A 15,966-nucleotide genomic window follows, 5' to 3' on the forward strand; every position below is an offset into this window, starting at 1 on the left:
GTGCAGAGTTCGGAGTTGAGCGGTTTCGGTCCGGGTGAAGGTCACGGCGCCGAGATCACATCGGATCCGTCGCCGTTCCCGTTGACGCCGGCGCAGCTCGGCGTCTGGTACGCCCAGCTGCTCGATCCGCGGACTCCGATCAACATCGCCCAGTACGTCGACGTGCACGGAGACCTCGATGTCGAAGTGCTGCAAAAGGTCTCGGTCGAGGCGGCCCGGGAGTTCGGGTCCACGGTGGTGCGGCTCGGCGAAGTCGACGGCGAGCCGTATCAGTGCGTGGACCCGCGGCTACCCGTCGACATCGTGCCGGTCGATCTGCGCGACGCCCCCGATCCGGTCGCGGCGGCCCACGACTGGATGCGCGCGGACTACACGCGGCCGGTGGATCTGCTGACGGACCGGCTGTTCGCCGGCGCCGTGCTGCGGGTCGGTGAACGGCGCTGGTTCTGGTATCTGCGCGCCCACCACATCGTTCTCGACGGATTCGGCGCCCTGACCAACACCATGCGCGTCGCCGAGCGCTACACCGCCGAGCTGCGCGGCATCGAACCCGAACCCGCCAAGGCCGGCAGCCTCGAATCGCTGGTCGAGGGTGAACGCGGCTACCGCGACAGCACCCGGTTCGGCTCCGATCGCGGGTACTGGGGCGAGCGGGTCCGCGATCTGGACGGCGCGACCACGCTCAACGGCCGCAGCGCACCCCGCGCGGCCGGAAACCTGGTCTACGGCCGCCGGCTGCCGGACAAGATCGCCACCCGAATGAACGACCTTGCGACAGCGCATGATTCGACTGCGGCCGTGGTGTTGCTCGCGGCCTTCGCGGCCTATCTGGCCCGGCTGACCGGACGCGACGAGGCGGTGCTGAGCCTGCCGGTGACCGCCCGCACGACGGCCGTCATGCGGCGCTCGGCCGGCATGCTCTCCAATATCGTCCCGCTGCGGTTGCAGGTCGGGCAGGCCACCTGGGCGCAGCTGTTGCAGCAGACCCGGGTCGAGGTGGCCGGGGCCCTGCGGCATCAGCGCTACCGGCACGAGGACATCCGCCGCGACGCCGGCATGGAAGGCCTGGCCACCCGCCGCGCGCTGTTCGGGCCACTGGCCAACATCATGCTGTTCCGCAGTGACCTGACCCTGGGCGATACCACCGGCCGCTACCACGTGCTCTCGACCGGGCCGGTCGAGGATATGAGCCTCAACGTCTACTACGGCGACAGCGACCGGGTGCACGTCGACTTCGAGGCCAACCCGAATCTGTACCGCGCCGACGACATCGCCCGCCATCACGCCCGCTTCGTGCGGTTCCTGGAGCGGCTGGTCGACCTCGATCCCGAGCGGCCGCTGTCGTCGGTCGCGGTCACGACCGATCTGGAGCGTGAGGTCAGCCTCCGGATCTGGAATGCCACCGAGGTGGATATCGCCGCCCTTGCGGGTGCGGACGCGACCCTGGTGTCGATGTTCGAGCGCCAGGCGGCGCGGACCCCGGAGGCCGTCGCGCTGCGCGGATCGCGGACCCTCGGCTACGCCGGGTTCGCGGCCGAGGTCAACCGGCTCGCGCGCTGTCTGATCGCGCGCGGCGCCGGACCGGAAACCACGGTGGCGCTGCATATTCGGCGTTCCCCGGAGCTCGTGGTCGCGATGTACGCGGTACTGGCGGCGGGTGCGGCGTATGTGCCGCTGGACCCCGACCATCCCGCCGAACGCATCGGCTACGTGCTCGAGACCGCGAAGCCGGTCTGCGTGCTGACCACCGCCGGCGATCACGGCGACGGTGACACCCGGTGGATCGACATCGACGAACTGGACCTGTCGGCGCTGTCCGCGGGGCCGGTGACCGACGCCGAGCGGATCTCGCCGCTGCGGCCGCAGCATCCCGCGTACGTCATCTTCACCTCCGGCTCCACCGGGCGGCCGAAGGGCGTCGCGGTCACCCATGCCGCGATCGTCAACCGGCTGGTCTGGATGCAGAGCGCCTACCGGCTCACCGCCGCGGACGTCGTCCTGCAGAAGACCCCCGCCACGTTCGACGTGTCGGTGTGGGAGTTCTTCTGGCCGTTGCAGGTCGGCGCGAGCCTGGTGCTGGCGACGCCCGACGGGCATCGCGACCCGGCCTACCTGCGCGCGGTGATCGCCGAATTCGGTGTCACCATCGCGCATTTCGTGCCTTCGATGCTGGCGGCCTTCCTCGGCGGCGTGGTCGACGCCTCCGAATTGAGTTCGCTGCGTGCGGTGTTCGCGTCCGGTGAGGCGTTGCCCGGACCGCTGGCGCAGCGACTGCGGGCCGCGGCGCCCCGCGCGCGGCTGCACAATCTGTACGGACCCACCGAGGCAGCGGTCGATGTCACCGCGCATCAGGTGGGCCCGCTCGATACCACCGGTGTGCCGATCGGCGCACCGGTTTTCAACACCCGGCTGTACGTGCTCGACGCACGGTTGCAGCCGGTGCCCGTCGGCGTTCCGGGTGAGCTGTATCTGTCGGGGGTTCAGCTCGCCCGGGGCTACGTCGGGAGGCCGGAGCTGACCGCCGAACGGTTCGTCGCCGATCCGTTCGCGGACAGTGAGACGGAGGCCGGCCCCGGGGCGCGGATGTATCGCACCGGGGATCTGGTCCGCTGGACGGCCGACGGTGAGCTCGAGTATCTGGGCCGCACCGATTTTCAGGTCAAACTGCGCGGGCTGCGGATCGAACTCGGCGAGATCGAAGCGGTGCTCGGCGCGGTGCCCGGGGTCGCGCGCGCGGTGGTCGTGGTGCGCGACGATGCCGGCACCGGTGCGCAACTGGTGGCCTATCTGGTCGAGACCACCGCCGGCGCGGTCGACGTGGCGCGCGTGCGCGGCGCGGCCGCGCGCGAGTTGCCCGGCTATATGGTGCCGGCGGCATATGTGATGCTGGCATCGCTGCCGGTCAACGCCTCCGGCAAACTCGATCGGGCCGCGCTTCCCGCGCCCGAGCGGACGGCCGGACAGTACCGCCGCCCGCAGTCGGTCTCGGAGCGGGCGGTCGCCGAGGTGTTCGGTGAGGTGCTCGGCCGTGAGCGCCTCGGACTCGACGACGACTTCTTCGCCCTGGGCGGTAATTCGCTGGTCGCGACGCAGGTGGCGGCACGATTGAACGCCGACCTCGGCTGCGCGCTGACCGTGCGGGAACTGTTCGAGGCCACCACGGTCGAGGCGCTGGCCGAGCTGATCGACCGCGCCTTCGAAACCGAGGACATGCACGAGAGCGCCGGGCCGGTCGCCGGGCCGCGACCGCAGGTGCTGCCGCTCTCGCCCGCGCAGCAGCGCATCTGGTTCCTCAACCGGTTCGAGGAGGACAGCGCCGGCTACAACATGCCGTTCGTGGTCCGGATGACCGGCGCGGTGGACACCGAGGCCCTGCGAGCGGCCCTGGCCGATGTGGTGGCCCGCCACGAGGTGTTGCGCACCGTCTTTCCGGCGGACGACGAGCTCGTGGCCCGGCAGCATATTCTCCCCGCCGGGCAGGTCGGGCCGGAGTCCTTCGCGGTGGAAACCGTTGCGGCGGAGGGCCTCGATGCGGAGTTGACGCGCCTGGCGGCACGCGGGTTCGATCTGACCGCCGAAATCCCGTTGCGAGCGACGATTTTCGAACTCGCCGCCGATGATGTCGCGCTGGCGATCGTGCTGCACCACATCGCCGCGGACGGACTCTCGCTGCCGGTGCTGGCGCGGGATGTGGCCGCGGCCTATACCCGCCGCCGGTCGGGTATCGACGCCCCCGAGGCGCTGCCGGCGGTGCAGTACGCCGATTACGCGCTGTGGCAACGGGATCGGCTCGGTATCTCCGAAGATCCCGAATCCCTGGCCGCCCAGCAGCTCGGCTACTGGGCGCACACGCTGGCGGGTATTCCCGACCAGCTGGACCTGCCCGCCGATCGGCCGCGGCCCGCGGTGGCCGCCGGCCGGGGCGCCACCTATCGCTTCGACCTACCCGCGGACCTGCACGCGGCGATCTCCGAACTCGCCCGTGCCCAAGGTGTTTCGACCTTCATGGTGCTGCACGGCGCGCTGGCCGCGCTGCTCGCGCGGATCTCGGGCGGCGACGACATCGTGATCGGCACTCCGGTGGCCGGGCGTGGTCACCGCGAACTCGACGATCTGATCGGCATGTTCGTCAACACGCTGGTGCTGCGCACCCGAGTGGCGGCCGACGAACCGTTCACCGCTCTGCTGCAACGGGTCCGGGCGGTGGACCTGGGCGCCTTCGCGCACGCCGATCTGCCGTTCGAACAGTTGGTGGAGGCGCTGAACCCGGTCCGTTCGCAGGCCCGCCACCCGTTGTTCCAGGTGATGCTGGGTGTGGCCGACACTCAGGACATCGCCGTCGAGTTACCCGGATTGTCCGTGCGGACGAGTACCCTGGACACGGCGGTGACCAAGTTCGACCTTCAACTGACGGTCACCGAAAGCTTCGCCGGTGCCGGTCCCGGGGAAGGTCCGGCACCGGCGGGGATCACGGCGGAGTTCACCTACGCCACAGATCTTTTCGAGTCGGACACCATCGCGGCGTATGCGCGGTGGTGGCGGCAACTGCTCGTCCAGGTGGTCGCCGAGCCCACTCGTGTGGTGGGCCGGCTGCCGCTGCTCGACGCCGCCGAGTTGCGGCGCACGATCGACGCCGGCCGCCGCGGCGCGGGGGAAACGGCTCCCGACGTGCTCACCGCGTTCGAGCGGCAGGCCCTCCTGCGGCCCGATGCGGTGGCCGTGGTCGACGGCGAGCGGCAATACACGTACGCCGAACTGTCGGCGCGGATCAACCGCCTGGCCCGCCATCTCGTCGGCGCGGGCGTCGGCCCGGAGTCGCTGGTCGTCCTGGGGATGCGCCGGTCGGCCGAGTTGGTGATCGCCGCCTACGCCGTGCTGGCCGCCGGCGGGGCGTACGTACCGGTCGACCCGGATCAGCCGACGGCCCGGTTGCGGCAGATGGCCGAGACCGCCGCGCCGGTATGCATGCTGACCGCCGGGGATGCGCCCGATCTGGACATTCCGCGAATCGCGATCGATGCGCTCGAGCTCGACGGCCTGTCCGATCGCCCGCTCACCGACGCCGACCGGATCGCCCCGGTGCGGTCGGCCGACACCGCATACGTCATCTTCACCTCCGGCTCCACCGGAACGCCGAAAGGCGTTGCCGTCCAGCGCGGTTCGCTCGACAACCAGATCGCCTGGATCGCCGCTGAATACGGGATCGGTGAGCGGGACGTGGTGCTGTTCAAGACCCCGGCGACCTTCGACGTTTCGGTATGGGAGCTGTTCGCGCCGCTCGGCAGCGGAGCGCGGCTGGTGGTCGCCGCACCCGACGGGCATCGCGACACCGCGTATCTGGCCGCGACCATCGCCCGGCACGCCGTGACCATGATCTCGTTCGTACCGTCGCTGCTGGCGACTTTCGCGAACACCGTGACACCGGCCGATATCCGCACGCTGCGGTGTGTTCTCGTCGCCGGCGAGGCCCTCAACGGAGAGGCCGTGCGGGCGTTCGCCGCGGTGAGCGATGCCGCCGTGCACAATCTGTACGGGCCCACGGAATTCACCGTGCACGCCACCCACGCGCCGGTTGCGCCGGACCGCATCGGTCCCGCGCCGATCGGTAAGCCGGTGCGCGACAGCCACATTCTGGTGCTCGACCGGCAGCTGCGGCCCGTCCCCGATCTGGTGATCGGCGAGCTGTACCTGTCCGGTGCGCAGGTCGCCCGGGGGTACCACCGCCGGACCGGTGCGACCGCCCAGCGATTCGTGGCCGATCCGTTCGGCCCCGCGGGTGCTCGCATGTACCGCACCGGCGACCTGGTGCGCCGCCTCCGCAACGGGGATCTGGAATATCTGGGGCGCAGCGACTTCCAGGTGAAGGTGCGGGGCCAGCGCATCGAATTGGGCGAGATCGAGGCGGCGCTGCTGGCCACGCCCGGCATCGACGCGGCAGCGGTGCGGGTGTACCGGCATCGGGCCGGCGATCTGCTGGTGGCCTATGCGGTGTGCGACGGCGATCCGCGGACCCTCGCCGAAAGCAGGCTGCGGGATCGGCTGCCGTCGTACACGGTGCCCAGCGCCTACGTCGCGCTGGCGGCCATGCCGCTGACGGCCTCCGGCAAACTCGATCGCGCCGCCCTTCCCGATCCGGTACTGGCCACCGAACGGTTCCGTGCGCCGGAGAGCGCCGAGGAGAAGGCCGTGGCGGCGGTCTTCGCCGCTGTGCTGGGCGCCGAACAGGTCGGGCTCGACGACGACTTCTTCGCCCTCGGCGGCAATTCGCTGGTGGCGACCCAGGTGTCGGCCCGGCTGGCCGAGGCGCTGGACCGCGAGGTCGCGGTGCGCCTGCTGTTCGAGCACCCGGTGGTCGCGAATCTTGCCCGGCGACTGCGGGATTCGTCTCCCCGCCGGCATCGCGCGTTGACCGCCGGACCACGGCCGGAGCGGCTGCCGCTGTCCTACGCGCAGCAGCGGATGTGGTTCCTCAACCAGTTCGACACCGAATCGGCGGTCGACAATCTGACCACCGCCATCCGGCTGCGGGGCGAGCTGGATGTCACCGCCCTCGCCGCGGCGGTGCGCGATGTGCTGGCGCGGCACGAGGCCCTGCGTACCCGGTATCCCGCCGTCGACGGCGTGCCCTTCCAGCAGGTACTCGACCCGGCGGACGTGGTGGTCGACCTGGCGCCGCAGCCGGTGTCCGAGGACGAGTTGGCGCAGCGCCTGCGGGCCGAGGCGGCCGTCGCCTTCGCGGTGCGCGACCAGGCGCCGATCCGGACGGCACTGCTGCGTAGCGCCGCCGATGTGCACGTGCTCGTCGTCTCCATTCACCACATCGCTGCGGACGGCTGGTCGATCGCGCCGCTGACGCGGGATCTGATGCAGGCCTATGCCGCGCGCACGGCCGGCCGGGCGCCGCAGTGGCTGCCGCTGCCCGTGCAGTACGCCGACTTCGCGCTCTGGCAGCGGGCCGTGCTCGGCTCCGAGGACGATCCGAATTCACCCATCGCCGAGCAGATCCGGTTCTGGGCAGGCGAACTGGCGGGCCTGCCCGACGTGCTGGCCCTGCCGGGCGATCGGCCGCGGCCGGCGACGGCGACGGGCCGCGGCGCCCGATACCGCTTCGCGGTGCCCGCCGAGACCGTCTCCGCGCTGCGTGAGCGGGCCGAGCGGACCGGCGCCACCTTCTTCATGGCGCTGCACGCCGCCTTCGCGGTGGTGCTGGCGAAACTGTCCGGGCAGCGCGATATCGCGATCGGCACGCCGATCGCCGGCCGGGGTGAGGCCTCGCTCGACGATCTGGTCGGCATGTTCGTCAATACGCTGGTGCTGCGCGCCGACGTCGCGCCCGAGTCCTCGTTCACCGCACTGCTCGACGCCGTGCGCGAGGGCGACCTGCGCGCCTTCGCCCACCGCGACGTTCCGTTCGAGCGTCTGGTCGAGGTGCTGAATCCGATGCGCTCGGCGGCCCGGCACCCGCTGTTCCAGGTGATGCTGGATCTGCGCCAGGCCGCCGCCGGCGAACCGCGACTGCCGGGGCTGCGCGCGACGACGCTCGAACTCGATTCCGGCACCGCCAAATTCGACCTGCACCTGACGGCCGAGGAAGCGGCCGACGGCAGCCTGGCGGCGGTCTTCGAATATGCGACGGACCTGTTCGACGAGCCGACCGTCGCGGGATTCGCGCGCCGGTTCCGCCTGGTACTGGAAGCCCTCCTCGCACAGCCGGAACGGCCCATCGGCGATATCGAACCGATGTCGGCCGCCGAACGCGAAGAAATCCTCGGCGCATGGAACGACACCGCCCACGAGGTGCCGGCGACCACACTGGCCGACCTGTTCGCCGAGCAGGCGCGGCGCAGCCCGAATGCCGTCGCCCTGCGCTTCGAGGGCGCCGAATGGACCTATGCCGGCTTCTCGGCGCGGGTGAATCGACTGGCGCGGCTGCTGGTTTCGATCGGCGTCGGCCCCGGCCGCACGGTGGCCCTGGGCATCCGCCGCAGCGACGATCTGGTGGTCGCCATGTACGCGGTGGTCGCCGCGGGCGCCGCCTACGTACCGCTCGACCCCGACCATCCCGCCCGGCGCATCGGTGACGTACTGCGCACCGCGCGGCCGGTGTGCGTGCTGACCCGCTCCACCGATGGGCTCGATCTCGATACGAGCGGTCTGGTCAGTCACTGCGCGGTCCTCGATATCGACCTGTTCGACACCGGCGACTACTCGTCGGCGCCGCTCACCGACGCCGACCGGCTGCGACCGCTGCGGCCGGGCCATCCCGCCTATGTCATCTTCACCTCGGGCTCGACGGGCAAACCCAAGGGTGTGGCGGTGAGCCACCGGGCGATCGTGAACCGGCTGGTGTGGATGCAGGCCGAGTACGAACTGGCCGCCGCCGACGTCGTACTGCAGAAGACTCCGGCGACCTTCGACGTGTCGGTGTGGGAGTTCTTCTGGCCGTTGCAGGTCGGCGCCCGGCTCGTGGTGGCCCGGCCCGACGGCCATCGCGACCCCGCCTACCTCGCCGAACTGATTCGCGCCGAACACGTTTCGGTGGCGCATTTCGTGCCCTCGATGCTCGCGGTGTTCCTCGCGCACGCGCGGTCGGGTTCGCTGCGGACGGTGTTCGCCTCCGGTGAGGCGCTACCCGCGGAGGTCGCGCAGCGCCTGCGGGCGGTCACCGGTGCGCGACTGCACAACCTCTACGGGCCGACCGAGGCCGCGGTCGACGTCACTGGCCACGAGGTCGTCGACACCGACACCGCGACCGTGCCGATCGGCCGCCCGGTGTTCAACACCCGGCTGTACGTGCTGGACGCGCGGCTGCGGCCGGTGCCGGTGGGCGTCGCCGGTGAGCTGTACCTGGCCGGCACGCAACTGGCCGAAGGGTACGTCGGCCGCCCCGACATCACCGCCGAACGGTTCGTGGCCGATCCGTTCGGTACCGGAGAGCGGCTCTACCGCACCGGCGATCTGGTGGCGTGGAATCCGCGTGGTGAACTGAAGTATCTGGGCCGCACCGACTTTCAGGTCAAGGTGCGCGGCCTGCGCATCGAATTGGGCGAGATCGAAGCGGCGCTCACCGCCGTGCCCGAGATCGCACAGGCCGTGGTGATCGTTCGCCACGATCCGCAGACCGGTGACCGGCTGGTCGCGTATCTGCTGCCCGCCGACGGCGCAGGCATCGATATCGACGCGGTGAAAGCCACACTGGCGCAGCGACTACCGGCCTACATGCTCCCCGCGGCCTACGTCGTACTCGACGCGTTCCCGCTCAACGGCTCGGGCAAGCTGGACCGCGGCGCCCTGCCCGATCCGGTCTGGCAGGCGCGCGAATATCACGCGCCGGCGACGGCGGCCGAAGCCGTGGTCGCCGAGGTCTTCGCGGAGGTGCTGGGCGCCGAGCGCGTAGGGCGCGACGACGATTTCTTCGACCTCGGCGGCAATTCGCTGCTCGCCACCCAGGTGCTGGCCCGCATCGGCGCCGCTCTGGACACGCAGCTGCCGGTTCGCCTGCTGTTCGAGGCCACCACGGTGACCGAGCTGGCGGCGCGGGCCGAGCTGCTGGCCGGCACCGGTGCGCGCGCGCCGCTGACCGCGCGCACGCTGCCGGAGCAGGTGCCGCTCTCGGCGGCACAGCGGCGGATCTGGTTCCTCAACCGCTTCCGCGCCGACGAGCGGGCGGCCGCCGCGGTCGACGTCATCCCGCTGGCGCTGCGATTGCGCGGAGCACTGGATATCGACGCCCTGCGCGCGGCCCTGGCCGATGTGGTGGAGCGGCACGAGACGTTGCGCACCCGCTACCCCGATACCGCGGACGGGCCGGTGCAGGTCGTCGAGCCCGCCGCGGCGCACATCCCGGCGTTGCGCGTGGCCGCGGTGAGCGAGCAGACGCTGGCCGAGCGCATCGCCGGGATCTGCGCCACCGAATTCGACCTCACCGTCGAAACCGGCTTGCGCGCCGAGCTTTTCGCGCTGTCCGCTGATCATCACGTACTGCTGCTGGTCCTGCATCACATCTGCGCGGACGGCCTTTCCCTGGGCCCCTTGGCCGCGGATGTGACGGCCGCGTACGCCGCGCGCCGCGACGGACGCGCGCCCGGCTGGCAGGACCTGCCGGTGCGCTACCGCGACTACACGCTGTGGCAGGCGGAAGTCCTCGGCGATCCGGCCGATCCGGAATCCGAACTGTCCCGCCAGCGCGAATTCTGGCGCACCCGCCTGGCCGGGCTGCCGGAACAGCTGGAACTGCCCACCGATCGGCCGCGTCCCGCGACACCGTCGTACCGCGGTGGCAGCCACCGCTTCCAGATCGACTCCGATCTGCACAGCGAACTGGGCGAACTGGCCCGCAAACACGAGACCACCCTGTTCAGCACGGTGCATGCCGCGCTGGCGGTGCTGCTGTCGCGCATGTCGGGCACCTCCGATATCGCGATCGGCACCCCGGTGGCCGGGCGCGGCGAGGCCGCGCTGGACCCGATGGTCGGCATGTTCGTCAACACCATCGTGTTGCGCAGCGAGATCGACAGTCGTGAGCACTTCCACACCGTGCTCGATACCGTTCGCGCGCAGGATATTTCGGCCCTGTCGCAGGTGGACGTGCCGTTCGAGCAGGTGGTGGAGATGCTGGCGCCGGCCCGCACGGCGAGCCGTCATCCGCTGTTCCAGGTGGCGCTGACCTTCCAGAACTTCACCCTGCCCGAGGTCGAGTTGGCGGGGCTGCACGTCACGCCCGAGGCGGTCGACGCGGCCGCCGTCGCGTTCGACCTCCAGTTCACGCTGGTCGAGTCCATCGACGACGACGGTCGTGCGGGCGGGATGTCGGTCGAGATCACCTATGCCGCCGATCTTTTCGATGCGTCGACGATCGCGGAGCTGGCCCGGCGCTTCGAGCAGGTGCTGGCCGCGGTCAGCCACGACCACACCGTCGTGGTCGGCGACATCCAGTTGCTCAGCGCCGAGGAACAGCATCGCGCGCTGTACGAATGGTCCGTCAGCGGCGACGATCGTTCCGAAACGACCACCATCGCAGCGCGTTTCGCGGCGGCCGCGCGGGCGGACCGAACGGCCGTCGCGGTGCGGGCCGGCGACGCGGCCCTCACCTACGGCGAACTCGAGGACCGTGCCCACGGCCTCGCCCGGCGCCTGATCGCGGCCGGCGCCGGTCCGGAAACACTGGTCGCCGTGGCGCTGCCACGCTCGGCCGACCTGATCGTCGCACTGCTCGCGGTCGTCGAATCCGGCGCCGGTTATCTGCCGATCGATCCGGACTACCCCGGCGACCGGATCGAATACATCCTCGCCGACGCCCGGCCGGTGTGCGCGATCACCGGTACGGACGGCCCGGCCCGCGGCTGGTTCGACGGCCCGGTAATCGACCTGGACACCGTGTCCTGGCAGGAGCTGGACACCGCGCCGATCACCGATGCCGACCGCCGCTCGCCGCTGCGCCCGGACAACACCGCCTACGTCATCTACACCTCCGGTTCCACCGGCCGACCCAAGGGTGTGCAGATTCCGCACGCCAATGTGATTCGGCTGCTGGACAATTCCCGCGAGCGATTCGGTTTCGACCACTCCGATGTGTGGACGCTGTTCCACTCCTACGCCTTCGACTTTTCGGTGTGGGAACTGTGGGGTGCGCTGCTGCACGGCGGCCGGATCGTGGTCGTCGACTACTTCACCTCCCGGTCGCCGCAGCAATTCCGGGAGCTGCTGATCGATGAGGGCGTGACGGTCCTCAACCAGACGCCCTCGGCGTTCTACCAGCTGATGAGCGCGGACCTGGCCGACGCTCCGGCCGACTACCGGCTGCGCTGTGTGATCTTCGGCGGCGAAGCGCTGGAGCCGGCGCGGCTGCGGGACTGGTTGGCGCGGTATCCGCACACACCGCGGCTGATCAATATGTACGGCATCACCGAGACGACGGTGCACGTGTCGTTCCGGCCGATCGACGCGCGCACCGGTGCGGCCGGGGTGATCGGAGGCGCCCTGCCGGGTCTGACCGTGCGGTTGCTCGATTCGCGGCTGCGGCCGGTGCCGGTGGGTGTGCCGGGCGAAATCTACGTCTCCGGCGGACAACTCGCCCGCGGATATCTGGGGCGGCCCGCCTTGACCGCGGGGCGCTTCGTGGCCGACCCCTACGGGACGGCGGGTTCACTCGCCTACCGCTCCGGTGACCTCGCGCGGTGGACCGCGACCGGTGACCTCGAATATCTGGGACGCGCCGACCACCAGGTCAACCTGCGCGGCTTCCGGGTGGAACTCGGCGAGATCGAGGCCGCGCTGATGGCGGTGGACGCGGTGGCACAGGCCGCGGTCGTGGTCCGCGCGGACGACGGAGCCGAGGCCCGGATCGTCGGATATGCGGTGGGCGCCGACCTCGACGTGGCGTCGGTGCGCCGCGCGGTCGCCGAGCGGCTGCCCGAGCACATGGTTCCGGCCGCCGTGGTCGCGGTCGACCGAATTCCGTTGACCGTCAACGGAAAGCTCGACGTGCGCGCCCTTCCGGCGCCGGTGTTCGAGACGGTCGGTTACCGCCGGCCGGCGACCGCCGCCGAGCAGATCGTGGCCGATGTGTTCACCGAGGTGCTCGGCGAACTCGGCACCGACCGGGCGGTGGGCGCCGACGACGACTTCTTCGCCCTCGGCGGCAGCTCGCTCTCGGCGGCCAAGGCCGTCGCCCGCATCGGCGCGGCCCTGGGTGTGAGCGTCCCGGTGCGCACGCTGTTCGAGAATCCGCGGGTCGCCGATCTCGCGGTGGCGGCACTGACGGGCGGTGACCGGCCGGCCCTGGTCGCCGGTGCGCGCCCGGCCCGGCTGCCGCTCTCGCCGGCGCAGCAGCGGATGTGGTTCCTCAACCGGTTCGACCGCGCCTCGGCCGCCTACAACATTCCGCTCGCGCTGCGCCTGTCCGGCGACCTGGACGAGCAGGCCCTCGCCGCGGCACTGCGTGATGTCGTGGCGCGGCACGAATCGCTGCGTACCGTCTACCCCGAGATCGGCGGCGAACCGGCGCAGGTGATCTTGCCGGTCGAGCGGGTCCACATCGACACGACGGCCGTGCCGGTCGCCGAAGACGCACTGCCGCAACGAATCCGGGAGTTGTTCGGCACCGGATTCGACGTCACCACCGACGTGCCCGTGCGGGTGCGGGTGTTCGAACTCGCCCCCGACGAGCATGTGCTCGCGGCGGTGCTGCATCACATCTGCGCCGACGGATCCTCGATCGTGCCGTTCGTCGCCGATCTGATGCGCGCCTACGAGGCACGGGTCCGGTCCGACGGGCCCGGCTGGTCGCCGCTGCCGATCCAGTACGCCGACTACGCGCTGTGGCAGAAGCGTCTGCTGGGCGCCGAGGACGACGCGGAATCGGTGGCCGCCCGGCAGATCGCGTTCTGGCGCGAGACGCTGGCCGGGCTGCCGGATCAGCTCGACCTGCCGACCGACCGGCCTCGCCCGGCCCGGCAGAGCCTGCACGGCCGCCGCGTCGAATTCGCCGTCGACGCCGCGGTGCACCGGCGGCTGGCCGGCGTGGGCCGCGGCGCCGGCGCCACGGTGTTCATGGTCGTGCACGCGGCGTTCGCGGCGGTGCTGGCCCGGCTCTGCGATACCGGCGACATCGCGGTGGGCACGCCCGTCGCGGGGCGTAACGACGCCGCGCTGGACGAGGTCATCGGCATGTTCGTCAACACCGTGGTGTTGCGGACCGCGGTCGATGTGGACGCGCGCTTCGACACGCTGCTCGACGGCGTGCGCGCCACCGATATCGCCGCGCTCTCGCATACCGATGTGCCGTTCGAACGCCTCGTCGAGGTGTTGAATCCGCGCCGCTCGACCGCTCGGCATCCGCTGGTGCAGGTGGGTCTGTCGTTCCAGAACCACGATCGCGCCACCCTGCGACTACCCGGCCTGACCGTCACCGAGGTCGAATCCGACAGCACGACAGCGCAATTCGATCTGCATCTGTTCGCCGTCGACCACCACACCGAGTCCGGAGTCCCGGCCGGCATCGAGCTGGCTCTCGGCTATGCGACCGATCTGTTCACCGCCGAGACCGCCGAGCGGATCGCCGCGCAGGTGAACCGCGTCCTACATGCGGTGGCCGCCGCGCCCGCGACCCGGATTCGCGATCTCGACCTGCTCGGTGAGCAGCAGTACCGGTTCGTGATCGAGGACGGCAATCGGACCGCGCGGGAGGTTCCCGAGGCGACGCTGGTGGATCTGTTCGATGCCCGGGTCGCCGCGAATCCCGCGGCGGTGGCGCTGATCGACGCGGCCGGCGCCGAATTGAGCTATCGCGACTTCGACGTCCGGGTCAACCGCCTGGCCCGTCACCTCATCGGCCTCGGCGTGCGCCCGGAGACGACTGTGGTGCTGGCGCTGCGCCGTTCGGTCGATCTGGTGATCGCCATGTTCGCGGTGGCCAAGGCCGGCGGCGCCTATGTGCCGATCGATCCCGACCATCCGGCCGATCGGATCGCGCAGATCGTCGAGACCGCGCGGCCGGTGTGCGTCCTGGGCGGCGGTGCGGTGCCGGGCGTGGGTGACGACATCGCGACGGTGGATCCCGGTACGGATCTGTCCGCGTATCCGGGCACGCCGATCACCGCCGCCGATCGGCTCGCGCCGCTGCGGCCGTCGAATACCGCCTACGTCGTGTTCACCTCCGGCTCCACCGGACGCCCCAAGGGCGTGGCGATCTCGCACGGCGCGATCGTCAACCAATTGCTGTGGCTGCGTAGCGAATTCGGCATCGACAGTGCCGACCGCGCGCTGCTCAAGACGCCCGCGACCTTCGACCTGTCGGTATGGGAGTTCTGGTCGCTGCTGGTCAGCGGCGGAGCCCTGGTGATCAGCGAGCCGGGCAGCGAACGCGATCCCGACCACCTGCGCGAGCTCATGCGGCGGCACCGGGTGAGCATCCTGTTCACGGTGCCCTCGCTGCTGGGCATGCTGCTGGCCGACGAGATCGGCTTGCCGCAGACGGTGCGGGCCGTCCTCGCGATCGGTGAGGCGCTGCCGCAGTCGACGGCGCGCCAGTTCGGAACCCGCTGCGACGCAACGCTGTTCAACCTCTACGGTCCCACCGAAACCGCCGTCTCGATCACCTCGCACCGGGTCGGCGCCGATCCGGAGCCGGTGGTGCCGATCGGCGCGCCGGTGTGGAACAGCCGGACCTATGTGCTCGATCGGCGGCTGCGGCCGGTGCCGCCGGGCGTGCCCGGCGAGCTGTATCTGGCCGGCGACCAGCTGGCCCGCGGTTATGCGGAACAACCGGCGCTCACGGCGGGCCGTTTCGTCGCCGATCCCTTCCACGGCGGCCGCATGTACCGCACGGGCGATATCGTGCGCCGCCGCGCCGACGGGCTGCTCGAGTATCTGGAGCGGGCCGACTTCCAGGTCAAGATCGGTGGTTTCCGGATCGAACTCGGCGACGTGGAGGCGGCCCTGCTGCGCCGGCCCGGCGTCGAGGCCGCGGTCGCGGTGGCCCGCACCGACGGCAACGCGGGACCGCGCCTGATCGCCTACGCGGCGGTGCCCGGCGCCGATGTCGACGCGGGCACGCTGCGCGCGGCGCTCGGCAGCGAACTGCCGAAATACATGGTGCCCGCGGCCGTGGTGGTGCTGGACGCGCTGCCGCTCAACGCCAACGGCAAGGTCGACCGCGACCGGCTGCCCGCCCCGGTGCTGTCCGAGGCCGAGTTCCGGGCGCCCGATACCGAGACCGAACGCCTGGTGGCGGCGGAATTCGCCGATATCGTCGGGCGGTCCGCCGACGGCGAGTCGCCCATCGGCGCCGACACCGACTTCTTCGAACTCGGCGGCAACTCGCTCGCGGCCGCCCGCCTGGCCGCGCGGCTGGGTGCGGCCTCGGGCGTGCGGGTGCCGGTCGCCGCGGTCTTCACCGCGCCGACCGTCGCGGCGCTGGCCGCCTGGATCGATGCGGCCGAGCGGGATGTCCGTCCACCGCTGCGG

The 15,966-nt window shown here is 71.0% G+C and carries 1 protein-coding gene (cut by a window edge); it reads left to right on the forward strand.

The window, feature by feature from the left end; all coding sequences use genetic code 11:
- Positions 1 to 15,966: the 5' portion of a non-ribosomal peptide synthetase gene (locus A5780_RS32520; protein WP_064910973.1), read on the forward strand. 1,692 nt of this gene lie beyond the right edge of the window; 15,966 of the gene's 17,658 nt are visible here — the first part of the coding sequence; it begins with the start codon at positions 1 to 3; its stop codon lies off the right edge, out of view.

It is taken from the genome of Nocardia sp. 852002-20019_SCH5090214, from assembly GCF_001665865.1.
Lineage (GTDB): Bacteria > Actinomycetota > Actinomycetes > Mycobacteriales > Mycobacteriaceae > Nocardia > Nocardia nova.